Raw genomic sequence first — 25,545 nt, 5'->3', positions numbered from 1 at the left:
CCATGCGTAGGTCCTTTTTATTGGTCTTGGATAAGTCATCCGAGAACAGTATAAAGGATTTTTTTGTACATGAATAGCTTTATAGCAATGCTTTTAATGATTTGAAGTTCTTTGCAACACTAGTGGAATAAAATAAAAGAAAAGGGATACATTTTGTTAGAATATTTCAGCTAAAATTGTTGTATCAAAAGTAAAAAAATGGTAACCTTTAGAAATGAAGGGGTGTTAAAGCCAAGCTTTGTCACGAAACCCTAACATAACTAATTAATTTTCTTATATAAAGGAGAACGGTCAATATGGAAAAAAAAGATTTTCACGTAGTAGCAGAAACAGGGATCCACGCACGCCCAGCAACATTACTAGTGCAAACTGCAAGCAAATTTAACTCAGATATCAACTTAGAGTATAAAGGAAAATCAGTTAACCTAAAATCAATCATGGGCGTTATGTCTTTAGGTGTTGGCCAAGGTTCTGACGTTACGATCTCTGCTGAAGGCGCTGACGAAAAAGAAGCAATGGAAGCAATCGTCGAAACAATGAAGAAAGAGGGACTATCTGAATAATGGTTGAAATGCTAAAAGGTATTGCCGCTAGTGACGGGGTTGCCGTTGCGAAAGCTTACTTGCTAGTTCAACCGGATTTGTCTTTCGATAAGAAAAGTGTGGAAGATACAGCTGCCGAAGAAAAGCGTTTAGCAGATGCTTTGGCAGCTTCTTCTGCTGAATTACAAAAAATCCGTGATAAAGCAGCAAAAAGCTTAGGCGAAGAAGAAGCACAAGTTTTTGACGCGCATTTAATGGTTCTTTCAGATCCAGAGATGATCGGTCAAATCAATTCACATATTAAAGACAATAAAGTCAATGCAGAAGCCGCTTTAAAAGAAGTGACTGACATGTACATCGGCATGTTCGAAGCGATGGATGACAACGCTTATATGCAAGAACGTGCAGCCGACATCAAAGACGTGACCAAACGTGTGATGGCGCATTTATTAGGGGTAACGTTACCTGACCCTTCAATGATTGATGAAGAAGTAGTCGTAGTAGCACACGATTTAACACCAAGTGATACGGCGCAATTAGACAAAAATTTTGTTAAAGCGTTTGTAACTGATATCGGCGGACGGACTTCCCACTCTGCGATCATGGCGCGTTCATTAGAGATCCCAGCGATTGTTGGGACTAAAGAGATTACAGCCAAAGTCAAAGTCGGTGATCAGTTAGCTGTCAATGGGATCATCGGTGAAGTCATCGTAAACCCAACTGACGAGCAAGCAGCTGAGTTTAAAAAAGCTGGCGAAGACTACGCTGCCCAAAAAGCAGAATGGGAGAAATTAAAAGAAGCTGAAACCGTGACCGCAGATGGCAAACATTTCGAACTTGCGGCTAATATCGGAACGCCTAAAGATCTTGAAGGTGTCCATAACAACGGAGCAGAAGCAATCGGCTTGTACCGAACTGAATTCCTTTACATGGACTCACCGGACTTTCCAACTGAAGAAGATCAATTCGAAGCGTACAAAGCGGTTCTTGAAGGCATGGGCGACAAACCAGTCGTTGTGCGGACGATGGATATCGGTGGCGATAAAGAATTGAACTATTTAAAATTACCGCATGAAATGAATCCATTCTTAGGTTACCGGGCGTTGCGGATCAGCTTGTCTGAATTAGGTGACGGCATGTTCCGGACACAATTACGTGCATTATTGCGGGCGTCTGCATTCGGAAACTTACGCATCATGTTCCCAATGGTAGCGACGTTGAAAGAATTTAGAGCAGCTAAGAAATTGTTTGATGAAGAAAAAGCAAAATTAGTCAAAGAAGGCGTGAAGATCTCTGATTCGATCCAAGTTGGGATCATGATCGAGATTCCAGCAGCCGCTGTGTTAGCAGATAAATTTGCTAAAGAAGTTGATTTCTTCAGTATTGGAACGAATGATTTGATCCAATACACGATGGCAGCTGATCGAATGAATGAACAAGTTTCTTACTTGTATCAGCCTTACAATCCATCGATCTTGCGTTTGATCAAAAACGTGATTGACGCAGCTCACGCTGAAGGTAAATGGGCTGGTATGTGTGGCGAGATGGCCGGCGATCAAACTGCGGTACCGCTTTTGATGGGAATGGGCTTAGATGAATTCTCAATGAGTGCGACTTCAGTGCTTAAAACACGTAGCTTGATGAAAAAACTTTCAACGACTGACATGGCTGAACTAGCTGATAAAGCCTTGAAAGAATGCGATACGATGGAAGAAGTCGTTGCATTAGTCGAACAATACGTAAAATAAAACTAGATTAGTTGGGGCTGAAACATTTAGCTCCAACTTTTTTATTTTTTAGAAAAATGGCAGAAGATCCGTTCTACTATTGATTTAAGATTTAAGTTTGATAAAATAGCCAAAGTGCTGTGTTATAATAATAGGCAGAGTAAAAGGAGGCGCGGCAGTGAAAGTTTTATTGTATTTTGAAGGCCAAAACGTGATCGGAAAATCTGGAATCGGAAACGCTTTGAAACATCAAAAACGAGCGTTAGCGACAGTCGGGATCGATTACACGACCGATGCTGCCTGCACCGATTATGACCTGTTACATATCAATACGTATGGCCTCAAAAGTTTATTAAAAGTCAAGCAAGCTAAAGCAGCTGGCAAAAAAGTGATTTACCATGCGCATTCAACTGAAGAAGATTTTAAAAATTCATTTGTCGGTTCAAATCAATTAGCGCCTTTGGTCAAAAAATGGTTAGTTTATTTGTATGAGCAAGCGGATCACTTGATCACCCCGACGCCCTATGCTCGGCGCCTGCTGAAAAATTATGGCATCAAACAACCGATCGCTGCGATTTCAAATGGGATCGATCTACAAAAATATTATCCAACTGAAAAAAAAGAAGCAGCGTTTCGTACTTATTTTCACTTGCAGCCAAAACAAAAAGTCGTGATCAGTGTCGGGTTGTTTTTTAAACGGAAAGGCTTGCTGGATTTTGTTGAGATCGCGCGCCAGTTTCCAGACTATACATTCATTTGGTTTGGGGAAGTCCCATTGTATTCGATCCCGCGAGACATCCGTCAAATCGTATTGCATGATCATCCGCAAAATGTCCTTTTTCCAGGCTACATCAGTGGCGAGATCATTGAAGGAGCTTACTCAGGTGCAGACTTATTTTTCTTTCCTTCTTATGAAGAGACAGAAGGAATCGTCGTCTTAGAAGCTTTAGCCAGTAAGCAGCAAGTTCTAGTGCGTGACATTCCGGTTTATGAAGGCTGGCTAGTTGATCAAAAAAATTGCTATATGGGTCAGACAAATCAAGACTTTATCGATTTGATCGCACGATTGACGAAACAAAAAGATCTTCCTGTAGCCCAAGCAGGTTTTAAAACGGCACAAAGTAAAAGTATCCAAGAGATCGGTCTAGAATTGCAAGCGGTCTACCAAAAAGTTTTGGGACGGGGATATGATCAAGCGATTTACGAAAAAGTCATGAGATAGTTTGGAGGAATCAGAGTGCGGATTGGTTTTTTTACAGATACTTATTTTCCACAAGTCAGTGGCGTGTCGACTTCGATTAAAACACTCAAAGAAGAATTAGAAAAGTTAGGCCATGAAGTTTATATTTTTACGACGACTGATCCGGATGCTGACGAATTTGAAAAAGATATTGTGCGGATGCCAAGCGTCCCGTTTGTGTCATTCAAAGATCGGCGGATCGTCGTGCGGGGGATTTTTTTTGCTTATCAAATCGCAAAAGAATTACAGTTGGATATCATTCATACTCACACTGAGTTTGGCGCAGGTTTTTTAGGAAAAATGGTAGCAAATCGGTTGCATGTACCCGTCATTCATACGTATCACACGATGTATGAAGATTACTTGCATTATATCGCCAACGGAAAAGTGGTCAGACCCTCTCATGTGAAGCGCTTCGTGCGAATTTTTGTCAATCACTCAACGGGTGTGATCTGTCCGAGTAAACGCGTAGTAGAAACATTAGCGCGTTACGGTGTGGATATCCCGATGCGAATTATTCCGACGGGGATCGAAGTAGAACGTTTCAAACGTCCGGAGATCACCCTCACGCAGACTAGCGCATTGCGGCGTGAACTAGGTATCACACCAGAACAAAAAATGATCTTGTCTTTGAGTCGCGTCTCATACGAAAAGAATATCCAAGCGATCGTACGTGAGTTTTCTAAAGTAGTGGCTAAAGAGCCCGCTGCTCGCTTAGTGATCGTGGGGAAAGGGCCTTATCAAGAAGCGTTGCGACAGTTAGTTGTGGCAGAAAAATTAACTGAAGTTGTCCAGTTTACCGGTGAAGTACCAAATGATCGCGTCGCCTATTACTATCGGGCTGCGGATTACTTTGTCAGTGCGTCATCTTCGGAAACACAAGGTTTGACGTATGCTGAATCGATTGCGTCCGGAACGCAGTGTGTCGTCAAAGGCAATGATTATTTAGATCAGCTGATCGACGATGAACACTTAGGAGTGACGTTTACTGCAGACGAAGAGTTTGCCTCGACGCTACTAGCTTATATGGAACAAGCGATTCCATTTGATCTAGCCGTCCAAAGTCAGAAATTGCTAGAAGTTTCCGCTGAACATTTTGGCAAGCAGGTGGAAGCATTTTACTGTGATATGTTGAAATACTACGAGACGCAATGTAAAGCGGAAGATTATGAAACAACGACGCGGCGTAAAATAAAACTAGCTTTAAAAAATCCAGAAAACAAATGACAGCTTAAATCCACCGCTTACGTTATACTAGAGGTGGATTCTTTTTGATGAGGAGGATATGCAAATGAAATTAGGTTTTATCGGAACAGGTGTGATGGGCAAGGCGATCGTGAAAAATCTGTTGCAAGCCGATCATGAAGTCGTAGTGTACAATCGAACGAAAAGTAAAACCGCCGAACTAATAGCACAAGGAGCTGTTTGGCAAGATACGCCAGAACAAGTTGCACAAGCAGCGGAGATTATTTTTACGATGGTGGGGTATCCACAAGATGTTAAAGAAGTTTATTACGGTGAACAAGGGATCTTTCAGGCGGAAATAAGTGGCAAAGTACTTGTCGATTTAACGACTTCTACGCCGACGTTAGCCAAAGAGATCCAAAAAACAGCGGTTGAAAAAGGTGCGGATGCACTAGATGCACCAGTCTCTGGTGGTGATGTTGGCGCGAAAAACGCAACGCTCACCATTATGGCAGGCGGCAGTGAAACAGCGTATCAAAAAGTATTGCCGCTTTTTAAAGTCATGGGAAAATCGTATACCCTTCAAGGAACAGCAGGACGCGGTCAACATACGAAGATGGCCAATCAAATCATGATTGCCGGTACGATGACAGGCTTGACTGAGATGTTAGTCTACGCGCAAAAAGCGGGACTTGATTTAGAAAAAGTTTTAGCAACATTGAGTGGCGGCGGTGCCCAAAACTGGTCGATGGAAAATTATGTACCGCGGATCTTAGCGCAAAATTATTCGCCGGGCTTTTTTGTCAAACATTTTATCAAGGATTTGAAGATCGCACTAGACGAAGCTAAAAAAATGGAGCTGGATCTTCCAGCAACGGCTTTAGCGGAACAACTTTATAAAAAATTAGCGGATCAAGGTTTTGAAAATGATGGGACCCAAGCATTGATCAAATTGTGGTGGCCAACTGGTGCGCCGAAAAAATAAACCGCGGAATTCAATCTTCGCGAAAAATTAGAAAAGATTTTAATGAAAAAGAATGCAAGATCGCGACCGATTTGATACAATAAAACAGAATTATTGGAAGGGAGGCATCTAGATGCAACACTCACAGTTAGTTGCCATCATTAGACGCTTAGAAGCGATGACGGAATCGACCGACAACGAAATACAAGTTCGCCGTTTTGAAAAAGAAGGCGTTGAGAAATGTACCGTGACCTATGACAGTTCAACTGAGACTTTTGAATTGACTGAAAGTGACAGTAAGCAATCTTATCAGTTCGACAATATCGATATTGTCGCAATGGAAATTTATGATTTGATTCAATAAACGGGGAGACCCGTTTTTTTTATTACTTCAAACTAGCGACTTCTATTCCAAAAACTGATCATATCATTTGAACTTCTGACGATTTTGGCGGATGATAAGGAGTAACCAAAATTTGCGGGGGGAAATTATGTTAGACAAAGAAGTTTACAATCAACTATTCAAACCATCTTTTTCTAAAAAGACGGAGGTCACGTATTGGGATGGCTCAGTCAAAGAATATGGTGAAGGGGAAGGCGAACCGGTCTTCAAAATTATTTTTCATGAAAAGATTCCAGTCAAAGAGTTATTGAACAATGCTTCGATCGCACTTGGGGAAGCTTACATGGAAAAAAAGATTGAGATCGTCGGAAGCTTACAAGAGCTGATCTACGATGTCTACAATCAGGCGGAAGGTTTTTTACACAACAATAAGTTCAAAAAATTCATGCCGAAAGAAAAACACACGAAAAAACAATCAGCTGCCGATATCCATAGTCATTATGATTTAGGAAATGATTTTTATGAGCTGTGGTTAGACAACACATTGACGTATTCGTGTGCGTATTTTAAAACGCCGCAAGATACATTAGAGCAAGCCCAGATCAATAAAGTGCACCATATTTTAGATAAATTATTTATCAAACCCGGTGAGACTTTGTTGGATATCGGTTGTGGGTGGGGCACATTGATCTTAACGGCAGCAAAAGAATACCAAGTCAAAGCGACTGGGATTACCTTGAGTGAAGAGCAATACCAGCATATTCAAACGATCATTCAGCAAGAACACTTGGAAGATCAAGTGACCGTACTGTTGATGGATTACCGTGATTTGAAAGATTATCAATTTGATCACATCACCAGTGTCGGAATGTTTGAACATGTCGGGCCTGAAAATCTACAAGAATACTTTGACGTGGTGGAAAAAAATCTAGCGAAGACGGGAACGGCTTTGATCCATGGCATCAGTCGACAACAAGGCGGTGCGAAAAATGGTTGGATCAATAAATATATTTTCCCCGGTGGCTATATTCCTGGGGTGACTGAATTAGTCGACCACATTACAAAAACGAATCTGCAAGTGATTGATCTAGAAAGTTTGCGGCGTGATTATCAATTGACACTGGAACATTGGACGAAAAATTTCCACGCGGTCAAAGATCAAGTCATTGCTGATAAACAAGAAGATTTTTATCGGATGTGGGATCTTTATTTACAAGCTTGTGCGGCATCTTTCCAAGCTAGTAATATCGATGTGATCCAGTACCTCTTAGTGCATCCGAATAATAACACGATCCCGATGCATCGCAATTAAAAAAGTGATAGCCAGTTAAAGCGTGTTAGTCAAAAGCCAGACTGAGTCAAGATCAAATGATCCTGAGTCAGCCTGGCTTTTTTATTAGGCAGATTTTGCTAGATTAAATTGTGTGGCATGCAATTTAGCGTACAGACCATTTTGTTGTAAGAGTGTTTGATGATCCCCTTGTTCTACTAAGCGGCCTTTTTCTAAGACTGCGATCTGGTCGGCATCTCGAATCGTTGACAGCCGATGTGCGATCACGATACTAGTCCGATTTTCTAATAATTTATCCATCGCTTTTTGAACATAGCGTTCAGAAAGCGCATCTAAAGCCGACGTTGCTTCATCTAAAATCAAAAGTTTTGGATCTTTTAAGATCACGCGAGCAATCGCTAGTCGTTGTTTTTCGCCACCGGATAAGCGAACGCCGCGATTTCCGACTTTTGTTTCAAAACCAGCTGGCAGTTGGGTGATAAAATCATAGATATACGCAGCTTTTGTAGCAGCGATCAATTCTTCTTCCGTTGCTTCTGGTTTAGCGTATAATAAATTTTCACGGATCGTCGTATTGAATAAATACGCTTCTTGAGTGACGACGCCGATCTGTTGACGTAAATCAGCCAGCGCGTAAGCTGTGAGTTTTTGACCAGCTAACAAAATTTGGCCTTGCGTGGGATCATACAGTCGCGGGATCAAATTAGTCAAGGTTGATTTTCCAGCACCCGATGGTCCGACTAAAGCTAATGTTTGCCCCGGTTTGACAGTGAGCTGGATATGTTGCAACGCCCATTCATTTTGATAGCGGAAGCTGACATCTTGAAATTCCAATTGAAAATCTTCAGTCGAAAGCGTTTGTGGTTCCGTTGTTTCTTTGATCGGAGAAGTTTGATCCAAATAAGCGAAGATCCGATCAAATAATGCAAACGAGCTCATAAAATCGACTTGGATGTTAGACAGTTGGATCACCGGATTGTACATCCGAGTCAATAAACTGGCAAACGTGATGATTCCCCCAAGACTGATCTGGCCTTGGATGAGTAAGTAACCACCTGCTAAGTAAACTAACATCGGACCGATCGTGGTGAAGACAGCTAGTGTCATGCGAAACCAGCGGCCGGCTAATGATTCTTTTAGTTGTAGAGCAGTGACAGCTTGGTTGATGGTTTTAAATTCACGCAACGCTTGTGGTTCGTTGGTAAACAATTTCATCAAGGTGCTGCCGCTAGTGTTCAATGTTTCTTGAACGTGTTGGTTTAATTGGCTCAATTTTTTTTGACTTTTCGCAGTCAATTGCCAGCGAACTTGCCCAACTTTTCGAGTCGGTAAAATAAATAATGGTAACGTCAACATGCTAACTAGTGCTAGCCATGGATTCAAATGGATCAAAGCTATTAGTGATGTCGCTAAAATAAAAACACTGGTCAAGGCATTGACGACAGTCGTTTGGAAAATTTGTTGGATCCCATCGACATCGCTAGTCAGCCGCGTGATGATCTCGCCTTCTTTAACAGTCGTAAAAAAACTTTGTGCTTGGTGACTTAAGTTAGCATAAAGTTGATTTTTGATATTGTAAGTGATTTTTTTGGCTACCCAAGTGCTGAGATAACCTTGCGCGACTTGCAACAAGTTCAATCCGATCGTTGCGGTGATGGAAAAACCGACGAGCCAAAACAACAGCTGCAAATTTTTGTGCGGTAACGCTTGGTCGACGATTTTTTGCAATAATAAAGGGGGAACCAACCCTAACAGTGAGATACCAAATGTCAATAAGATGATCCCGGCTAGTTGCAGTTTGTAGTGTTCAAAAAAGTGTAAGATGCGTGAGACAAATTTCCAGGAGAGTTTCGGTAAGTCTTGTGGTTTACTAAAATGCATTCGAGGCATAACAACACTCCTTTAGTTGAATGGTTTAGTTAATCGAGTAGAAAGATATTTAGGTACCTAAACATTATACGAAAAGCGAATGAATTTGTCAATTATTCAGGTACCTAACTAATTGACGAGTAAAATTTTTTTCGGTACACTAATAAGAGCAGGTAAAAGTTTTTTCTTTGAGGAGGGACGGGTATGGTGACTGCGACAGATTTATTTGATGAATTCCAACGAACGAACCGCTTGATCCGCCGTGAATTATTCCAAGCGCGAGAACAAGTCGAAGGCCAAGAATTTTCCCATGGCCAAAATCGAGTCTTGCGGATGTTACTAAAACACGATGGCTGCTCACAAAAAGAGTTAGTCACTCAATTGAAGATCCGGCCTGCATCAGTTAGTGAGTTGTTGACGAAGCTAGAAAAAAAAGGTTACGTGCGCCGACAACAAAATGAAACCGATCGGCGAGTCACTAACTTTTTTTTGACTGATAGCGGCCGTGCGTTAGTCGCAAATTTTGAACAAGTTCGCTTAGAGTATGGCGAAGAGATTTTTTCAGTCCTAAACGAAACGGAAAAAACACAACTGGCTCAGATCTTAGCAAAACTGAATCAAAATTTCCGCTAGACCTTAAAGTAAACGAAGCCGATCAGTTTCGTTTATTTTTTTGCGCTATTTTTTAGCTGGTCAGCTTAAAGGAGGAAACAATTACTTTGTAAATCAAACTATTTTGAAGTTGAGTAAAAAAAACAAATCGTTGTTTTAACTCTTAATTTTATTTAAAGCCTAAAAAAGTGGTTGCATTCAAAAAAAAAATAAGATATAGTTTGAACATCAAATGATTTGAAAGTCAAACTAATTGGGTGAAGAGATGGAACACAATTGGGAAGAAACCAATGATTACTTAGTTTCGATCTTTAACGACGTGTTATGGATCGAAGAAAAACAATTGAAAAAATCACAGTTCAATGATTTAACTATGACTGAGATGCATACCATCGACGCGATTGGGATGTACAAAAAAAAGACTACGACAGAAGTCGCCCGAGAGTTGCTCGTCACCGTCGGCACACTGACGACGTCGATCAATCGTTTAGTTAAAAAAGGCTACGCGGAACGGATTCGTAGTGAAGATGATCGCCGAGTCGTAAAACTTGCTTTGACAAAAAAAGGTCGTTTGGTTTATCGAATCCATCAGCACTTTCACCGGGAGATGGTCAAACGAGCCATTCAAGATTTGAATCCCGATGAACAAGAAGTCTTTTTACGAGCACTCAAAAATCTATATGAGTATTTAGAGGAGATCAAATAGTCCCATGCGATATGGAAAAATTACAGCAACGGCTCGTTACTTGCCAACTAAAGTCGTGACCAACGATGCATTAGCACAGTTGATGGATACTTCTGATGACTGGATCCAATCACGAACTGGTATCAAAGAACGGCGAATCGCAGAAGCTGAAAACACTTCGGATCTGTGTTTGAAAGTTGCGCAACAATTAATCGAAAAACAAACGATCGCTCCAGAAACATTAGACTTTGTGATCGTCGCGACGATGTCGGCGGATTACACATCGCCTTCGGTTGCTTGCCAAGTCCAAGGCGCTTTGGGAGCTGTGAATGCACTGGCTTTTGATGTGACGGCTGCTTGTTCAGGATTTGTCTACGCGTTAGCGACTGCGGAAAATTTCATTCGTTCAGGTTTAACGCGCGGGCTCGTGATTGGCGGCGAAAAAATTTCGAAGCTGATCGACTGGCAAGATCGCACGACAGCCGTTTTATTCGGCGACGGAGCTGCGGGAGTCTTATTGGAAGCTGCGGCGAAACCTTCTATTATAAAGCAAGTGTTAAAAGCTGATGGAACGCGTGGTGATTCATTGACCGCAGGGTATCGCGTCACAAAGACAGCCTTTTATCAAGAAGCCAATGAAAAAAATAAATTGGCGATGAATGGCCGAGCGATCTATGATTTTGCTTTGAACGACGTTACGAAATGTTTGAAGACCTTCGTCGGTGAAGAAACGATCGATTATTATTTGTTTCATCAAGCCAACGAGCGGATCATTCAAAAAATGGCGCGTAAATTAAAAGAGCCGATCGAAAAATTTCCGATGAACCTTGCCAATTATGGCAATACATCGGCTGCTAGTATTCCGATTTTATTGGATGAACTAGTAGAAGCCGAAACGATTCGATTAGATGGCACCCAAAAAGTGGTATTCACAGGTTATGGCGGCGGATTGACATGGGGAAACCTTTTGTTAGAACTGTAAGCTCCTGTATACAAAATAATTAAAACTGAAAGTTAGCGGAGGAATTTATTATGACATTCGAAAAAATCCAAGACATTATCGTTGAAGAATTAGGCGTAGAAAAAGATGAAGTAAAATTAGATACAAACATCCAAGAAGATTTAGAAGCAGATAGCTTAGATTTATTCCAAATCATCAATGAGATCGAAGACGAATTTGATGTGAAAATCGAAACAGAAGAAGGCATCACAACCGTCAAAGATTTAGTTGACTACGTTGAAAAACAACAAAATGCATAAAAAATGGAAAGGTTAGGCGTGAGCCTGGCCTTTCTTATTAGGAGATTGTCATGAGAGCATTCTTATTTAGCGGGCAAGGCGCCCAATATATCGGCATGGGAAAAGAATTGTACAAGCAAGAAAAAATCGTACGCGAAACATTTGAAGAAGCCAGTGAGTTACTAGGCTATTCAATGGCCGATCTATGTTTTACAGAAAATCAAAATTTAAATGAAACAGAGTTCACTCAACCGGCGATCCTGACAGTCAGTACGTCCTTTTTACGGGTTGTAAACGATCGAGGGATAACAGCAGATGCAGTCGCTGGTTTGAGTCTTGGTGAATATACAGCATTAGTGGCAAGTGGTGCGTTAGCTTTTTCTGACGCAGTGACACTTGTTCAAACTCGCGGGCGATTAATGAGTGCCGCAGCTCCAAGTGGTAGCGGTAAAATGGTGGCGGTGATGAATACGCCGGCTGAAGTGATCGAAGCAGCTTGTAAAGAAGCGAGTCAAGTCGGGATCGTCTCACCAGCCAATTATAATACGCCTCAACAAATCGTGATCGGCGGCGAGGTCAAAGCAGTCGAGCAAGCAGAAGAGTTATTAAAAGCACAAGGTGTAAAGCGCATGATCCCACTAAACGTTAGCGGACCATTTCATACTGCACTTTTACAACCGGCTAGTGAAAAGTTAGCTGAAGTTTTACAAACGATCGATTTTCACGAAATGAACATCCCAGTTATTTCGAATACGACGGCTCAAGTGATGCCACAATCAGACATCCGATCGTTGTTAGAAAAACAAGTCATGTCACCTGTTCGTTTCAGCGACAGTATCGAGACGCTGAAAAGTTTAGGCGTGACGGAGCTAGTAGAAATCGGTCCAGGTAAAATATTGTCTGGCTTTGTGAAAAAAATCGATAAGACGCTAGCGCTACAGCGGGTAGAAGACAGTGGGACGTTACAAAAATTACTGGAGGCTTAAATGGAATTAACCAATAAAAATGTATTTATTACCGGCAGTAGTCGTGGGATCGGTTGGGGCATTGCGCAGGCATTTGCTAAAGCCGGTGCGAATATCGTATTGAATGGTCGCAAAATGATCTCTGAGGAAAAAATCGCTGAGATCAAAGCACACGGTGTCAACTGCATCAGTGTTTGTGGTGATATCAGTGATTTTACAGCTGCGGGCGAGATGATCAAGCAAGCACAAGAGCAATTAGGTTCGGTCGATATTTTGATCAATAATGCTGGGATCACCAACGATAAATTATTGTTGCGGATGACCCCGGAAGAATTCGATGCGGTGATCGATATCAATTTAAAAGGGACGTTCAATATGACCCAAAAAGTCTTGAAGCAGATGATGAAACAGCGCAGTGGTGCGATCATTAATTTGACGAGTGTCGTCGGATTGATCGGCAATGTCGGTCAGACGAACTATGCAGCTAGTAAAGCTGGCGTGATCGGGTTTACTAAATCAGTAGCGCGTGAAGTTGCGCCTCGAGGGATCACGTGTAACGCGGTTGCCCCAGGTTTTATCAAAACAGATATGACTGCTGAATTAAATGAAAAAGTGAAAGAACAAATGGAAAACCAAATCCCATTGAAACGATTTGGTCAAACAGAAGATGTTGCCCAAGCAGTCGTCTTTTTAGCACAGAATCCTTACATCACAGGACAAGTGTTAAAAGTTGATGGCGGCATGGTCATGTAAAGAAAGGACAGACAAAATGAATCGAGTCGTAATCACAGGTTATGGAGTGACCTCACCGATCGGAAACGATCCGGAAACTTTTTTAGCCAGTTTGAAAAATGGAAGTCATGGCATCGGTGAAATCAAACAATTTGATGCCTCGGAAACCGGTATCACGTTAGCTGCTGAAGTCAAAGATTTTCCACTAGAAAAATATTTCAAGAAAAAAGATACGAAGCGCATGGAAACTTATTCCTTGTACGCGATTTACTCAGCATTAGAAGCCATTGAAATGAGTGGTTTGGAACTTGACGCAATCGATCGTGAGCGTTTAGGCGTGATGATCGGTTCTGGTGTCGGCGGATTAGGCACGATCCAAGATCAAGTTTTGAAGATGAACGATAAAGGGCCAAAACGTGTCTCACCGATGTTTGTACCTATGGCGATCGTCAACATGGCTGCAGGAAATGTGGCTTTGCGGATCGGCGCGAAAGGAATTTGTACCAGTACCGTGACAGCTTGTGCTAGCGGAACGCATTCCATTGGTGAAGCTTTCCGGAATATTAAGCATGGCTATTCGGATGTCATTTTAGCCGGTGGTGCAGAATCTTGTATCAACAAAATCGGGATTGCAGGTTTTGCTTCATTAACTGCATTGAGCGATGCAACAGATCCTGATCGGGCTTCCATCCCATTTGATACGGAGCGCAATGGCTTTGTGATGGGCGAAGGTGCGGGAATTTTAGTGTTGGAATCACTTGAACACGCACAAAAACGCGGTGCGAAAATTTTAGGTGAGGTCGTAGGCTATGGTGCGACATGTGATGCTTACCATATGACTGCTCCAGATCCAAAAGGGGAAGGTGCTAGTCGCGCGATCAAAGAAGCAATCAACGAAGCGGGGATCACCCCAGCAGATGTCGACTATGTGAATGCACACGGAACAAGCACACAAGCAAATGATAAAGCTGAAAGCCAAGCGATTTTAAGTGCATTGACGGAAAAGGCGTATGTCAGCTCGACTAAATCATTAACGGGGCATTTATTAGGCGGAGCCGGCGGAGTGGAAGCTGTTGCTAGCTTGTTAGCACTCCAAAACCAATTCATCCCGCCAACGATCAATGTGAAAGAAGTTGATCCTGAGATTAAAGCGAACATCGTGATCAATGAAGCTAAAGAAACTGAAGTGAATTATGCAGTCAGCAATTCTTTAGGTTTTGGCGGACACAATGCGGTGATCTGTTTGAAACGTTGGGAGGATTAGCATGGACATCAATGAAATCAAAGACTTGCTGAGCCAATTCGACGGGTCAACACTGACTGAATTTGATTTGCGCGAAGGCAGCTTTGAGCTTTACATGAATAAAAATGAAATGAGCCGGCAGACTAATCAAGCTCCTGTTTCGCCAGTTGAAACAACGACTGAATCGCCTGCATCGACGTCTGTCAAAATTGAGTCGAGCAATCAAGCTGTTTCAGCAACCAAAAGCGAGCCAGCTGCGGCAACTGTCGAGTCAGTTGGCCAAGTGATTACATCACCGATCGTCGGTGTCGTGTATTTGCAGCCGTCACCGGATCAGCCAGAATATAAACAGATCGGAGACTCAGTTAAAAAAGGTGAAACGGTTTGTATCATCGAAGCGATGAAATTATTAAATGAGATCGTTAGCGATTATGACGGTGTAATCACAGAGATTTTAGTTGAAAATGAAGACGTGGTTGAATATGGTCAGCCGCTATTTCGCATTAGTGAGGAGTAAAAAAGATGTTAACAATCGAACAAATCAAAGAAATCATCCCGCATCGGTATCCGTTTTTATTGATCGATCGAGTGGAAGAATTAGAACCTGGTAAACGTGTGAAAGCGAAGAAAAATGTTTCGGTTAATGAACCTTTTTTTCAAGGTCATTTTCCTCATGAACCTGTTATGCCTGGCGTATTGATCGTCGAAGCAATGGCACAAGCTGGGGCGGTCGCGTTACTTAGCTTAGAAGATTTTAAAGGTAAGACCGCTTATTTTGGTGGGATCGACAAAGCTAAATTTCGGAAAAAAGTCGTTCCTGGTGATACCTTGATCTTAGAAATTGAATTGACCAAAGTCCGGTCAGCAGCTGGAGTAGGCAAAGGCATCGCATATGTCGATGGCAAAAAAGTCGCTGAAGCTGAACTGACCTTTATGATTGGATAGATGTCTATGTTTTCAAAAATTTTGATCGCTAACCGTGGCGAGATCGCCGTTCGAATCATTCGTGCTTGTCGCGAACTGGGAATCCAAACAGTCGCTGTTTATTCTACAGCCGATAAAGAAGCACTGCATACAGAGATGGCAGATGAAGCGATTTGTATCGGCCCTGCTCGCTCAACGGATTCTTATTTGAATATGCAAGCGATTTTGAGTGCGGCGATCGTGACGGATGCTGAAGCGATCCATCCCGGCTTTGGCTTTCTGTCAGAAAATAGTTTGTTCGCTTCGATGTGTGCGGAATGCAATATCAAGTTTATCGGACCGAGCGAAAAAACAATTGATGAGATGGGGAATAAGATCCATGCCCGTCAATTGATGCAACAAGCTGGTGTGCCAGTGATTCCCGGCAGTGACGGGGCGATCACGACGTTAGAAGCAGCTGAAAAAATCGCCGATGCTGTGGGCTATCCGGTCATGTTAAAAGCAGCCGCTGGTGGTGGTGGCAAAGGCATTCGAAAAGTCAAAACGAAAGCTGAACTAGAAAAAAATTTCTTAGCCGCTAAATCAGAGGCTAAAGCAGCTTTTGGCGATGACGCGATGTATTTAGAAAAAATCATTTATCCTGCGCGCCACATTGAAGTTCAAATTTTAGGCGATCAGTTTGGGAATGTGATCCATTTAGGTGAACGTGATTGTTCATTGCAACGGAATAATCAAAAAGTATTGGAAGAAGCGCCCTCGGTCATTATTTCAGCTAAAAGTCGAGCAGAATTAGGTGCGATCGCCGTCAAAGCTGGCCAAGCCGTCAACTACGAAGGTGCGGGAACGATCGAATTTTTACGTGGTGAAGATGGTCATTTTTATTTTATGGAAATGAATACTCGAATCCAAGTTGAACACCCAATCACTGAGATGATCACAGGGATCGATATCGTCAAAAAACAAATCAAAATCGCAGCCGGAGAAGCACTGGGCTTAGAGCAACGAGACGTGACTTTTCGGGGTCATGCGATCGAATGCCGTATCAATGCCGAAAACCCAGCCTTTAATTTTGCGCCTTCTCCCGGTAAGATCAACACGCTACTTTTACCAAGTGGCGGCTTAGGTTTGCGAGTGGACAGTGCGATGTATAGCGGTGTGACGATCCCACCGTATTATGATTCTATGATCGCAAAAGTCATCGTGCATGGGGAAAATCGCTTTGATGCTTTATTGAAAATGCAACGCGCATTAGGCGAATTTGTCTCAGAAGGCGTCATCACGAATGTTGATTTCCAAATGGATCTGATCTCTCATGCAAATGTATTAACGGGCGATTATGATACGAGCTTTTTACAAGAAACCTTTTTACCTGAGTGGCAAAAAAGCGAATAGGAGGCAGATGAATGGGTCTATTCAATAAGAAGAAAAATTATATTCGGATCAATCCTAACCGCGATGCCGCACCAACTAAAAAACCAAGTGTACCAGATAATATGTGGGCGAAATGCCCTAACTGCAAACGAACGCTGTATAAAAAAGAGATGGGGATCGCTAAAGTTTGTCCTCATTGCGGCTATGCCTTTCGGATCAGTGCGTGGGAGCGAATCGCGATCACGATCGATGAAAAAAGTTTTATCGAATGGGACGCAGGTTTACCTGAAAAAAACCCGATCGACTTTCCAGGCTATCCTGAAAAATTGGAACGAGTTAAAGCTGCGACTGGATTAGATGAAGCAGTGTTAACAGGTCAAGCGTTGATCTGCGGACGAGAAGTCGCGATTGGCGTGATGGATGCAAACTTCATTATGGGCAGTATGGGAACGGTCGTTGGTGAAAAGATCACGCGTTTGTTTGAAAAAGCAACGACCAAAAAATTGCCGGTCATCTTATTTACGGCTTCTGGTGGAGCCCGGATGCAAGAAGGTATTTTTTCACTGATGCAAATGGCTAAAATCTCGGCTGCGGTGAAGCGTCATAGCAACGCTGGACTGCTTTACCTCACTGTTTTGACTGATCCAACTACCGGCGGTGTCACAGCGAGTTTTGCGATGGAAGGCGATATTATTTTAGCGGAACCACAGAGTCTAGTTGGGTTTGCTGGTCGACGAGTTATCGAGCAGACAATCCGCCAAAAATTACCCGCTGATTTTCAAAAAGCTGAATTTTTATTGGCACATGGATTTGTCGATCAAATCGTCCCACGGCTAGAGTTGCGAGCAAAACTTGAGCATTTGCTGGCACTTCATCAACAGAAAGGTTGGGGATAAGATGACACTTTCAGCAGGAGAAATCGTAAAAATAGCTCGCCAGCAAGATCGCATGACCAGTTTAGAATTTTTTGCACAATTGTTTGAAGGCTTTGAAGAATTTCATGGTGACCGTTTATTTGGAGATGACCCAGCGATCGTCGGCGGGATCGCTTTATTGGCGGATAAGCCTGTAACAGTGATCGGCATTCAAAAAGGCGCGACCTTAAAAGAGAATATGGACCGTAACTTTGGACAACCTAATCCTGAAGGCTATCGTAAAGCGTTGCGTTTGATGAAGCAAGCTGAGAAATTTCAGCGGCCAGTCATTACATTGATCAACACAGCGGGAGCTTACTGTGGAGTTGAAGCCGAAGAACGGGGTGAAGGTGAAGCGATCGCCCGCAACTTATTAGAGATGTCAGATCTCAAAGTCCCGATCATTGCCATCATCACGGGCGAAGGCGGAAGTGGCGGTGCTCTGGCTCTAGCACTGGGAGATGAAGTCTGGATGATGGAACACAGCATCTATGCGATCTTATCACCAGAAGGCTTTGCGTCGATCTTGTGGAAAGACGGTAAGCGGGCCGACGAAGCTGCCGAGTTGATGAAAATTACCGCACCAGAATTACATGAACTAGCTGTGATCGATAAAGTCATTCCCGAAACGTTAAAAGGTCAAGCACTAGAAAAAGAAAAAATCATTCGAATGATGCAAAAGTCATTGATTGAAACATTGAATCGTTTGAGTAAGCTATCAATTGAAGAACTATTGGAACAGCGTTATGCTCGTTTCCGCAAGTTTTAACAGCAGAGTGATCTGCTGTTTTTTTGTTTTAATATTCACACTGATGCGGTTTATTTAAATAAATATACAAAAATAACTAGACTTTGTGCAAGAATATGCTATACTAAATTCAACAATTTGAAGGTTGAATCTAATTAGGAGGCATTTGTATGAAGAAAAGTTTATTGATTTTACTAGCAGGTGTTACATTACTAGGCTTGGGGGCATGTGGCAAAGCGGAAAGTTCACAGGACAAATTAACAACGATCAAAAAGGAAAAAGTAATCAAAGTTGCCACGTCACCAGATTATGCACCATTTGGCTTTCATACTGATATCAAAGGAAAAGATGAGATCGTTGGTGCTGATATCGATCTAGTTAATTCAATCGCTAAAAAGATGGGTGTGAAAGTGAAGTGGCTGGATATGAGTTTCAATTCAGTGCTGGCTGCGGCTAAAGAAGGCAAAGCTGATATCGCTGTCTCCGCAATCTCGGTCACGCCAGAGCGAAAAAAAAGTTTTGATTTCACCGATGAGTATTACGTTTCGCCGCAAGTCGTCTTAATCAATAAGAAAAACGAAAATAATTTTACGACAGTTGATTCACTGGCAGATAAACAAGTCGGTGCACAAAAAGGTACGATCCAAGAAAATGTGGTTAAAGAACAATTGAAAAATGCTAAGCTCGTCTCCATCGAAAAATTACCGAACATCGTCTTAGAAGTAAAAGATGGGTCATTGGATGGACTGGTCGTAGAAAAAACGATCGCAGAGTCTTATGTCGCGCAAAATCCAGAACTTGCGATCTCAAAAATTCCGTTGAAAAGTTCAAAAGAAGATGCCTTTTCGATCGCGGTACCAAAAGGAAATCCAAAGTTAGTTAAAGAGTTGAATCAACACATCAAAGAATTGAAAGCTCAAGGTGAAGTTGAACAAATGGTCGCTAAGAATAATAAAATCGCGCAACATTCAGAAACTAAATAGCGATATTTATTCAATATTCATGGATATAGCTCGCGTTTATACATTATATTTAAACAATTTTAACATTAATTAATAAATATACATCTTATGACTAGCTTTTTGAAAATTTCATGCTATAATGAAGCCATTCAAAGAAAAAAATATGTATATTTATGTGGGAGGAAACAATGATGAAAAAAATTACCGGCGCAATCGTTGCTTTAGCCGCACTGGTTTCTCTAGCTGCATGTGGCGGCGGAAGTAGTGACAAAGCAAGCAACTCTTCTAGTAGTGCAAAAACAGAACAACAAGGCGACCAGCTGGCAGCAATCAAAAAAGCGGGAGTTTTAAAAGTTGCAACATCTGCTGATTTCGCACCATTTGAGTTCCATACAATGGTTGATGGAAAAGATAAGATCGTTGGTGCCGATATTGATTTGGCGAATGAAATCGGAAAAGAACTTGGCGTGAAAGTCAAAGTCAGTGATATGAGTTTTAATACGGTATTAGCTTCGGTCAAAGAAGGCAAAGCAGATATCGCGATCTCTGGTGTTTCTGCGACTAATGAACGGAAAAAACAATTCGACTTTACCGATAATTACTACAATCCGCCTCAGGTCGTTGTGATCAATAAAAAAAATAAAGATAAATTCAAAGACGTAGCGGCTTTAAGTGGCAAACAAGTCGGCGCGCAAAAAGGTTCGATCCAAGAAGACGTCGTGAAGAATCAATTAAAAGGTGCTAAACTTGTTTCCATCGAAAAAGTACCGAACATGGTCGTTGAGGTCAATCAAGGCTCATTAGATGCGTTAGTCGTTGAGAAAACGATTGCGGAATCTTACGTGGAACAAAATCCTGATTTGATGATCGCATCTGATATCGCATTGAAACCATCGTCTGATGAAGCTTTTGCCATCGCTTTACCAAAAGGACAAACTAAGTTACAAGGTGAAATGAACAAAATCATCAAAAAATTGAACGATGATGGTAAAATCGAACAGTTCGTCAAAGAAAACAATCAATTAGCTGAGAAATCAGCGAAAGAATAGAGGTCAGATAGTTTGGATTTTTCATTTTTAGGTAAATACCTATCGTACTTTGTCTCTGGTACCGGGGTAACGGTCGTCATTTCTTTAGTGACGGTCGTGCTCGGTACCTTGATCGGTTTATTGATGGCACTACTCAAATTATCAAAAAATAAACCATTGCATTGGTTAGCAAATATTTATATCGAAGTATTGCGGGGCACACCGATGTTGCTTCAAATCATGATTGGTTTTTTGCTGTTGCAAGGATTGTTTTCTTCAAAAGACATGAACTTCGGCGTGTTGACGGTTGACCTTGGTCGTTTGATTCCCGGAATGATCGTGTTGTCACTAAACTCAGGGGCGTATGTCGCAGAAATCATCCGTGGTGGGATCACCGCTGTGAACTATGGTCAAAGTGAAGCCGCCTTTTCACTTGGTTTACGACCAGGCCAAACGATGCGGTATGTCATCTTACCACAAGCCTTACGGAATATTTTGCCGCCATTAGGGAATGAATTCATCACCTTGATCAAAGATTCTTCTTTACTGACTGCAATCGGGATCAATGAACTGATGGGCTCGGCTCAAATCGTCATCTCTAATTCGTATATTCCATTAGAACCTTATTTTGTAGCAGCCGCGATTTATTTTGTCATGACTTTTGTGACCTCGCGTTTGTTGAATCTATGGGAGAAAAAATTAGGGAAAGGCTATCAACGCTAGGAGGACTTTTTTATGAGTGAAGCATTAGTTCAGGTTGAACATTTAAATAAAAAATTCGGTGATAATGAAGTTTTAAAAGATATTTCTGCTGAGATCACAGCTGGTGAAGTTGTCGTGATCATCGGGCCGTCTGGTTCTGGGAAAAGTACGTTCTTGCGCTGTATCAATTTATTAGAACTGCCAACTTCAGGAACGATTTCGTTTGAAGGCAAAGATATCACGGCTAAGAAAAATGATATTTTCAAGACACGTGAGAAGATGGGAATGGTGTTTCAACAGTTCAATTTATTTCCTAACATGACCGTCTTAGATAATATCACGTTGTCACCGATCAAAGTCAAAGGGTTATCAAAAGCGGAAGCCGAAAAGATCGCACAAGAGTTGCTAGAAAAAGTCGGCTTGTCTGATAAAGCTTCGGCTTATCCGCAATCACTATCAGGTGGTCAACAACAACGGATCGCCATTGCGCGAGCTTTAGCGATGCAACCAGATGTCATGCTCTTTGATGAACCAACTTCTGCCCTTGACCCTGAGATGGTCGGCGATGTGCTAGCGGTTATGCAGCAATTAGCTAAAGAAGGGATGACGATGATGATCGTCACGCATGAGATGGGGTTTGCCAAAGAAGTCGGCGATCGGATCATTTTCATGGATGGCGGCGTGATCGTCGAAGAAGGGACTCCCGAAGAAGTTTTCGATCACACGAAAAATCCACGGACAGTCGACTTCTTATCAAAAGTATTATAAGTAGTTTAGATCAGGTAGTGTGCCTGATCTTTTTTGTTGTTTAAGCCAAGCAGGCGAAAAAAATTTTTAAAGCGTGCGGCCTAGTTGTTCAACCGTTTACGAGTCACGATAATTTTTAGCTTGTCTGCAGGCAGTGCCACTTCCCTTATGGTGTTTTTAGGTTAATTGCGTTATAATCTTCATTTGAGAGTGTAGAAAAAAAGCTAGGAGTTCGTATGTTTAAAAGTTATAAACCAACTTGGATGGTAGACGCGATCTACCAGATCACCCCAGAACAATTAGAAAGTCATGGAATCAAAGCGATTCTGACGGATTTAGACAATACGTTGATTGCTTGGGATAATCCCAATGGTACGGGTGAATTATTTGATTGGCTGCGGGTAATGGATCAAGCGAAGATCCCAGTCGTCGTCGTTTCTAATAATAAAGCTAGTCGGGTCGCCCGAGCATTGGAAAAATTTGAATTGGATTATGTCGCGCGGGCGATGAAACCTTTTTCACTTGGCATCCGATTAGCTCAAGAAAAATTAAATTTACCTAACGATCAGATCGTGATGGTGGGGGATCAATTGATGACGGATATCAAAGGAGCAAATGCCGCGGGTGTTCGTAGCATTTTAGTCAAACCGATCGTACCCAGTGACGCATGGAATACTAAGATCAATCGTTTTTTTGAAAAGAAAGTCATGTCCCAACTGTTGAAGAAAAATCCTGAGATGGATTGGAAACGGGGAATTTAAGGAATGGAAGAAGAATTATTTTGTATCGGGTGTGGGGCGAAGATCCAAACGACACAACCTGATGAATTAGGTTATACACCACAGTCGGCTTTAGAAAAAGGGTTGGAAAGCGGTGAGTTGTATTGCCAACGGTGTTTTCGGCTGCGGCATTATAATGAGATCCAAGATGTTCAACTGACGGATGATGATTTTTTACGATTGCTAAATGAATTAGGACGTAAAGATGCCTTGATCGTCAATGTGGTGGATATTTTTGATTTCAATGGTTCACTGATCCCAGGACTGCATCGTTTTATCGGAGACAATCCTGTTTTACTTGTCGGAAATAAAGTCGATATTTTACCGAAGTCATTGAAAAAAGGTCGCTTGATCCAATGGATGAAAGAGCGCGCGTATGAAGAAGGCTTGCGTCCTGAAGAAGTGCTTTTGACGAGTGCGCGTAAGCCGCATCAAATGGACGAGCTATTAGCGGCGATTGAAAAATATCGTGAAGGCCGCGATGTGTATGTAGTCGGTGTGACCAATGTCGGCAAATCGACTTTGATCAATCAGATCATCAAACAAACAGAAGGAATTAAAGATTTGATTACGACTTCGCGTTTTCCTGGCACGACGTTAGATAAAATCGAAATCCCATTAGATGATGGTAGCTTTTTATTTGATACGCCGGGGATCATTCACCGCCATCAAATGGCTCATTACTTGGGTAAAAATGATTTGAAGATCATTGCGCCTCACAAAGAGATCAAACCGAAAGTCTACCAGCTAAATGCCGAGCAGACTTTATTTTTAGGTGGGTTAGCACGTTTTGATTTTATCCAAGGCGAGCGCAGTTCGTTTATCGCGTATGTCGCAAATGAGATCATGATCCATCGAACAAAATTAGCTAAAGCCGACGCCTTTTACGAAAAACATGTTGGTGGCCTATTGCAACCGCCGCGACCAGAAGAAGTCGAGGATTTCCCTGAACTGGTCCGCTTTGAGTTTTCGCTCAAAGAAAAAACGGATATCGTCTTTGCTGGACTCGGCTGGGTGATGGTTCCAGGACCGGCAGTCATTGCTGGCTGGGCCCCTAAAGGTGTCGACGTCTTGACGCGCAAAGCATTGGTTTAAAATCGCATTCAAAGGAGAATTTGATGGAATTACGAGGAAAACAAAAAAGATTTTTAAGAAGTAAGGCGCATCACTTGCAACCTATTTTCCAAATTGGTAAAAATGGAATAGGGGATGCGATGGTCGCTCAGATCAACGAAGCGTTGGAAAAACGCGAGCTGATCAAAGTAAATTTATTGCAAAATACAGATGAGATCGCCGAAGAAGTCGCGCACGTTTTAGAAAATAAGATCGATTGTACGATCGTGCAGATCATCGGCCGCGTATTAGTTTTATACAAACCATCTACCAAAGAAAAGTATCAAAAACTTTCAAAAGAAGTCGCTGGGATCTAAGGGCCACGATTTTTTGGAAACCTAGTCTTTGAAATTGTAAAATGAGGGGGAGCTCCGGTGTATCAAAGTGTATTGACGATTCCTAAAGTGATCGCGATGACCGAGTTAAAACGAAAAAAAAAGCAAGTGGGGCTGTTAGGTGGTAATTTCAATCCAGTCCATCAAGCGCATTTGATGATCGCCGAACAAGTTGGACAAAAGCTAGGCTTTGAGCGGGTCCACTTGCTCCCTTCTTTTTTACCGCCGCACGTAGACGAGAAAAAAACGATCGACAGTCAAATGCGACTAGAGATGTTAGAGCTAGCCACGGAAGACAATCCGCATCTAGCAATCGATACGCGTGAATTGACGCGGCAAGGGAAAAGTTATACCTTTGATACGATGAAAGAATTGACGGCTAAAAACCCTGACACGGAATATTATTTTATTATTGGTGGCGATGAAGTCGCGTATTTACCTAAATGGTACAAGATCGATGAACTGGTCAAGCTAGTGAATTTCGTTGGCGTGAAGCGACCAGGTTATGGCTTGGAAAGTCCTTATCCGATCATTTGGGTGGATGTGCCTCAGATCCAATTGTCGTCTAGTTACATTCGCCAGCAAGTTGCCGCTGGTGGTTCCATCCGCTATCTCGTACCGGAAAAAGTTCGGGAATACATTTACGAAAAGGGGCTTTATCGTGAAATTTGATCCGTATACACCGCAACAACGAGAAATATTGATGCAAAAAGTTCAGATGCAAATGAGCGAACGCCGCTTTAAACATGTCTTAGGAGTGGAAGAAACGGCGATCGCCTTGGCAGAAAAATTTAAGGTCCCTTACGCTAAAGCCAGCATCGCTGCGTTGACCCATGACTATGCCAAAGAACGGTCGGATGATGAATTCACAACGATGATCACCGAAGGAACGTATGAAAATAAAGCGGAGCTGCTAAAATTTGGTAACGCGATCTGGCATGGTGTGGTAGGCGCGGACTTTGTTAAACGAGAACTAAAAATCACCGATGAAGAGATCTTGAATGCCATTCGTTTACATACGACCGGTGCCGCTGAGATGACGACACTTGATAAGATCATTTATGTCGCTGATTTTATCGAACCTGGTCGTGACTTTCCTGGAGTCACTGAAGCGCGTGAGTTAGCGTTAGTCGATCTCAACGAGGCAGTGGCTTATGAAACGAAACATACGTTACAGTTTTTACTCGAACAAGAAAAAGCTATCTACCCGAAAACCATTGAAACTTACAACCGGTGGGTAGCCGGTTTAAAATAAGGAGGAATTTATCATAGTTAGTATTGAAAG

General features: G+C 42.1%; 29 protein-coding genes. 28 read left to right on the top strand and 1 reads right to left on the bottom strand.

Going from position 1 to position 25,545, the window contains the following annotated elements; all coding sequences use genetic code 11:
• The first annotated feature begins 296 nt into the window (after positions 1-296).
• From GVJ38_RS08440 to GVJ38_RS08410, 7 genes are all read left to right on the top strand, one after another.
• The gene (locus GVJ38_RS08440) at positions 297-563 is read left to right on the top strand and encodes a phosphocarrier protein HPr (protein WP_010759545.1); all 267 of its coding nucleotides are present in this window, start codon (positions 297-299) and stop codon (positions 561-563) included.
• Positions 563-2,290, top strand: coding sequence for a phosphoenolpyruvate--protein phosphotransferase (ptsP, locus tag GVJ38_RS08435; protein WP_159722714.1), 1,728 nt, complete (start codon positions 563-565; stop codon positions 2,288-2,290). The genes GVJ38_RS08440 and ptsP overlap by 1 nt, the downstream gene beginning before the upstream one ends.
• Positions 2,291-2,447: 157 nt before the next feature.
• A complete protein-coding gene (locus GVJ38_RS08430; RefSeq protein WP_159722713.1) occupies positions 2,448-3,491 on the top strand; it encodes a glycosyltransferase family 4 protein in 1,044 nt (347 codons plus the stop codon).
• Positions 3,492-3,506: 15 nt separating this feature from the next.
• The gene (locus GVJ38_RS08425; protein WP_159722712.1) at positions 3,507-4,736 is read left to right on the top strand and encodes a glycosyltransferase family 4 protein; all 1,230 of its coding nucleotides are present in this window, start codon (positions 3,507-3,509) and stop codon (positions 4,734-4,736) included.
• A gap of 64 nt (positions 4,737-4,800) precedes the next feature.
• Positions 4,801-5,679, top strand: a complete 879-nt coding sequence (locus GVJ38_RS08420; RefSeq protein ID WP_159722711.1) for an NAD(P)-dependent oxidoreductase — start codon at positions 4,801-4,803, stop codon at positions 5,677-5,679.
• A 112-nt stretch (positions 5,680-5,791) separates the two neighbouring features.
• On the top strand, positions 5,792-6,022 hold the full coding sequence (locus tag GVJ38_RS08415; protein WP_159722710.1) for a YkuJ family protein: 231 nt from the start codon (positions 5,792-5,794) through the stop codon (positions 6,020-6,022).
• A gap of 127 nt (positions 6,023-6,149) precedes the next feature.
• Positions 6,150-7,313: an SAM-dependent methyltransferase gene (locus tag GVJ38_RS08410; RefSeq protein WP_159722709.1), complete on the top strand. Its 1,164-nt coding sequence runs from the start codon at positions 6,150-6,152 to the stop codon at positions 7,311-7,313.
• An 84-nt stretch (positions 7,314-7,397) separates the two neighbouring features.
• On the opposite strand, the gene GVJ38_RS08405 is transcribed toward GVJ38_RS08410, so the two are convergent.
• A complete protein-coding gene (locus GVJ38_RS08405) occupies positions 7,398-9,182 on the bottom strand; it encodes an ABC transporter ATP-binding protein (RefSeq protein ID WP_159722708.1) in 1,785 nt (594 codons plus the stop codon).
• A 183-nt stretch (positions 9,183-9,365) separates the two neighbouring features.
• Between GVJ38_RS08405 and GVJ38_RS08400 the strand changes: the two genes are divergently transcribed.
• The 21 genes from GVJ38_RS08400 (at position 9,366) to yqeK (ending at position 25,515) form a co-directional block, all read left to right on the top strand.
• Positions 9,366-9,794, top strand: coding sequence for a MarR family winged helix-turn-helix transcriptional regulator (locus GVJ38_RS08400; protein ID WP_159722707.1), 429 nt, complete (start codon positions 9,366-9,368; stop codon positions 9,792-9,794).
• A gap of 244 nt (positions 9,795-10,038) precedes the next feature.
• Positions 10,039-10,479: a fatty acid biosynthesis transcriptional regulator FabT gene (gene fabT / locus GVJ38_RS08395; protein ID WP_159722706.1), complete on the top strand. Its 441-nt coding sequence runs from the start codon at positions 10,039-10,041 to the stop codon at positions 10,477-10,479.
• Between the two features lie 4 nt (positions 10,480-10,483).
• Positions 10,484-11,440 (top strand): beta-ketoacyl-ACP synthase III, encoded by a 957-nt coding sequence (locus tag GVJ38_RS08390; RefSeq protein ID WP_159722705.1) that lies wholly within the window; start codon positions 10,484-10,486, stop codon positions 11,438-11,440.
• A gap of 50 nt (positions 11,441-11,490) precedes the next feature.
• Positions 11,491-11,718, top strand: coding sequence for an acyl carrier protein (locus tag GVJ38_RS08385; protein WP_159722704.1), 228 nt, complete (start codon positions 11,491-11,493; stop codon positions 11,716-11,718).
• A gap of 50 nt (positions 11,719-11,768) precedes the next feature.
• Positions 11,769-12,683 carry an ACP S-malonyltransferase gene (gene fabD, locus GVJ38_RS08380; RefSeq protein WP_159722703.1) on the top strand — a complete coding sequence of 305 codons (915 nt, stop codon included), beginning with the start codon at positions 11,769-11,771 and terminating at the stop codon, positions 12,681-12,683.
• Positions 12,684-13,415, top strand: a complete 732-nt coding sequence (gene fabG, locus GVJ38_RS08375; RefSeq protein ID WP_159722702.1) for a 3-oxoacyl-[acyl-carrier-protein] reductase — start codon at positions 12,684-12,686, stop codon at positions 13,413-13,415.
• Between the two features lie 16 nt (positions 13,416-13,431).
• On the top strand, positions 13,432-14,658 hold the full coding sequence (gene fabF / locus GVJ38_RS08370) for a beta-ketoacyl-ACP synthase II (protein ID WP_159722701.1): 1,227 nt from the start codon (positions 13,432-13,434) through the stop codon (positions 14,656-14,658).
• Between the two features lies 1 nt (position 14,659).
• Positions 14,660-15,154 (top strand): acetyl-CoA carboxylase biotin carboxyl carrier protein, encoded by a 495-nt coding sequence (gene accB / locus GVJ38_RS08365; RefSeq protein WP_159722700.1) that lies wholly within the window; start codon positions 14,660-14,662, stop codon positions 15,152-15,154.
• A 5-nt stretch (positions 15,155-15,159) separates the two neighbouring features.
• Positions 15,160-15,582 carry a 3-hydroxyacyl-ACP dehydratase FabZ gene (gene fabZ, locus GVJ38_RS08360; protein ID WP_159722699.1) on the top strand — a complete coding sequence of 141 codons (423 nt, stop codon included), beginning with the start codon at positions 15,160-15,162 and terminating at the stop codon, positions 15,580-15,582.
• A 6-nt stretch (positions 15,583-15,588) separates the two neighbouring features.
• Positions 15,589-16,953: an acetyl-CoA carboxylase biotin carboxylase subunit gene (locus GVJ38_RS08355; protein ID WP_159722698.1), complete on the top strand. Its 1,365-nt coding sequence runs from the start codon at positions 15,589-15,591 to the stop codon at positions 16,951-16,953.
• Positions 16,954-16,964: 11 nt separating this feature from the next.
• Complete coding sequence (accD, locus tag GVJ38_RS08350; protein WP_159722697.1) at positions 16,965-17,828, top strand: acetyl-CoA carboxylase, carboxyltransferase subunit beta; 864 nt, start codon at positions 16,965-16,967, stop codon at positions 17,826-17,828.
• Between the two features lies 1 nt (position 17,829).
• The gene (locus GVJ38_RS08345) at positions 17,830-18,615 is read left to right on the top strand and encodes an acetyl-CoA carboxylase carboxyl transferase subunit alpha (RefSeq protein WP_159722696.1); all 786 of its coding nucleotides are present in this window, start codon (positions 17,830-17,832) and stop codon (positions 18,613-18,615) included.
• A gap of 149 nt (positions 18,616-18,764) precedes the next feature.
• On the top strand, positions 18,765-19,577 hold the full coding sequence (locus GVJ38_RS08340) for a transporter substrate-binding domain-containing protein (RefSeq protein WP_159722695.1): 813 nt from the start codon (positions 18,765-18,767) through the stop codon (positions 19,575-19,577).
• Positions 19,578-19,747: 170 nt separating this feature from the next.
• The gene (locus GVJ38_RS08335) at positions 19,748-20,605 is read left to right on the top strand and encodes a transporter substrate-binding domain-containing protein (protein ID WP_159722694.1); all 858 of its coding nucleotides are present in this window, start codon (positions 19,748-19,750) and stop codon (positions 20,603-20,605) included.
• 12 nt (positions 20,606-20,617) lie between these two features.
• On the top strand, positions 20,618-21,307 hold the full coding sequence (locus GVJ38_RS08330) for an amino acid ABC transporter permease (protein ID WP_159722693.1): 690 nt from the start codon (positions 20,618-20,620) through the stop codon (positions 21,305-21,307).
• Positions 21,308-21,319: 12 nt separating this feature from the next.
• Complete coding sequence (locus tag GVJ38_RS08325) at positions 21,320-22,054, top strand: amino acid ABC transporter ATP-binding protein (protein ID WP_159722692.1); 735 nt, start codon at positions 21,320-21,322, stop codon at positions 22,052-22,054.
• A gap of 215 nt (positions 22,055-22,269) precedes the next feature.
• Positions 22,270-22,794 carry a YqeG family HAD IIIA-type phosphatase gene (locus GVJ38_RS08320; RefSeq protein ID WP_159722691.1) on the top strand — a complete coding sequence of 175 codons (525 nt, stop codon included), beginning with the start codon at positions 22,270-22,272 and terminating at the stop codon, positions 22,792-22,794.
• A 3-nt stretch (positions 22,795-22,797) separates the two neighbouring features.
• On the top strand, positions 22,798-23,907 hold the full coding sequence (gene yqeH, locus GVJ38_RS08315) for a ribosome biogenesis GTPase YqeH (RefSeq protein ID WP_159722690.1): 1,110 nt from the start codon (positions 22,798-22,800) through the stop codon (positions 23,905-23,907).
• A gap of 23 nt (positions 23,908-23,930) precedes the next feature.
• Positions 23,931-24,242: a ribosome assembly RNA-binding protein YhbY gene (yhbY, locus tag GVJ38_RS08310; RefSeq protein WP_159722689.1), complete on the top strand. Its 312-nt coding sequence runs from the start codon at positions 23,931-23,933 to the stop codon at positions 24,240-24,242.
• 96 nt (positions 24,243-24,338) lie between these two features.
• On the top strand, positions 24,339-24,932 hold the full coding sequence (locus GVJ38_RS08305) for a nicotinate-nucleotide adenylyltransferase (RefSeq protein WP_200849477.1): 594 nt from the start codon (positions 24,339-24,341) through the stop codon (positions 24,930-24,932).
• Positions 24,922-25,515, top strand: coding sequence for a bis(5'-nucleosyl)-tetraphosphatase (symmetrical) YqeK (yqeK, locus tag GVJ38_RS08300; protein WP_159722687.1), 594 nt, complete (start codon positions 24,922-24,924; stop codon positions 25,513-25,515). Before GVJ38_RS08305 ends, yqeK begins: the two co-directional genes overlap by 11 nt.
• Positions 25,516-25,545: the final 30 nt, after the last annotated feature.

Origin of the sequence: Enterococcus sp. CSURQ0835 (assembly GCF_902706605.1) — a bacterium.
GTDB lineage: Bacteria > Bacillota > Bacilli > Lactobacillales > Enterococcaceae > Enterococcus_A.
The sequence above is the reverse complement of the archived record's forward strand: the minus strand, read 5'-3'. Positions and strand labels throughout refer to the sequence as shown.

Coding starts and splice junctions, on each gene's coding strand:
- GVJ38_RS08440 (WP_010759545.1), top strand. CDS start 297: ATGGAAAAAAAAGATTTTCACGTAGTAGCAGAAACAGGGATCCACGCA.
- ptsP (WP_159722714.1), top strand. CDS start 563: ATGGTTGAAATGCTAAAAGGTATTGCCGCTAGTGACGGGGTTGCCGTT.
- GVJ38_RS08420 (WP_159722711.1), top strand. CDS start 4,801: ATGAAATTAGGTTTTATCGGAACAGGTGTGATGGGCAAGGCGATCGTG.
- GVJ38_RS08415 (WP_159722710.1), top strand. CDS start 5,792: ATGCAACACTCACAGTTAGTTGCCATCATTAGACGCTTAGAAGCGATG.
- GVJ38_RS08410 (WP_159722709.1), top strand. CDS start 6,150: ATGTTAGACAAAGAAGTTTACAATCAACTATTCAAACCATCTTTTTCT.
- GVJ38_RS08405 (WP_159722708.1), bottom strand. CDS start 9,182: ATGCCTCGAATGCATTTTAGTAAACCACAAGACTTACCGAAACTCTCC.
- GVJ38_RS08400 (WP_159722707.1), top strand. CDS start 9,366: ATGGTGACTGCGACAGATTTATTTGATGAATTCCAACGAACGAACCGC.
- fabT (WP_159722706.1), top strand. CDS start 10,039: ATGGAACACAATTGGGAAGAAACCAATGATTACTTAGTTTCGATCTTT.
- GVJ38_RS08390 (WP_159722705.1), top strand. CDS start 10,484: ATGCGATATGGAAAAATTACAGCAACGGCTCGTTACTTGCCAACTAAA.
- GVJ38_RS08385 (WP_159722704.1), top strand. CDS start 11,491: ATGACATTCGAAAAAATCCAAGACATTATCGTTGAAGAATTAGGCGTA.
- fabD (WP_159722703.1), top strand. CDS start 11,769: ATGAGAGCATTCTTATTTAGCGGGCAAGGCGCCCAATATATCGGCATG.
- fabG (WP_159722702.1), top strand. CDS start 12,684: ATGGAATTAACCAATAAAAATGTATTTATTACCGGCAGTAGTCGTGGG.
- fabF (WP_159722701.1), top strand. CDS start 13,432: ATGAATCGAGTCGTAATCACAGGTTATGGAGTGACCTCACCGATCGGA.
- accB (WP_159722700.1), top strand. CDS start 14,660: ATGGACATCAATGAAATCAAAGACTTGCTGAGCCAATTCGACGGGTCA.
- fabZ (WP_159722699.1), top strand. CDS start 15,160: ATGTTAACAATCGAACAAATCAAAGAAATCATCCCGCATCGGTATCCG.
- GVJ38_RS08355 (WP_159722698.1), top strand. CDS start 15,589: ATGTTTTCAAAAATTTTGATCGCTAACCGTGGCGAGATCGCCGTTCGA.
- accD (WP_159722697.1), top strand. CDS start 16,965: ATGGGTCTATTCAATAAGAAGAAAAATTATATTCGGATCAATCCTAAC.
- GVJ38_RS08345 (WP_159722696.1), top strand. CDS start 17,830: ATGACACTTTCAGCAGGAGAAATCGTAAAAATAGCTCGCCAGCAAGAT.
- GVJ38_RS08340 (WP_159722695.1), top strand. CDS start 18,765: ATGAAGAAAAGTTTATTGATTTTACTAGCAGGTGTTACATTACTAGGC.
- GVJ38_RS08335 (WP_159722694.1), top strand. CDS start 19,748: ATGAAAAAAATTACCGGCGCAATCGTTGCTTTAGCCGCACTGGTTTCT.
- GVJ38_RS08325 (WP_159722692.1), top strand. CDS start 21,320: ATGAGTGAAGCATTAGTTCAGGTTGAACATTTAAATAAAAAATTCGGT.
- GVJ38_RS08320 (WP_159722691.1), top strand. CDS start 22,270: ATGTTTAAAAGTTATAAACCAACTTGGATGGTAGACGCGATCTACCAG.
- yqeH (WP_159722690.1), top strand. CDS start 22,798: ATGGAAGAAGAATTATTTTGTATCGGGTGTGGGGCGAAGATCCAAACG.
- yhbY (WP_159722689.1), top strand. CDS start 23,931: ATGGAATTACGAGGAAAACAAAAAAGATTTTTAAGAAGTAAGGCGCAT.
- GVJ38_RS08305 (WP_200849477.1), top strand. CDS start 24,339: ATGACCGAGTTAAAACGAAAAAAAAAGCAAGTGGGGCTGTTAGGTGGT.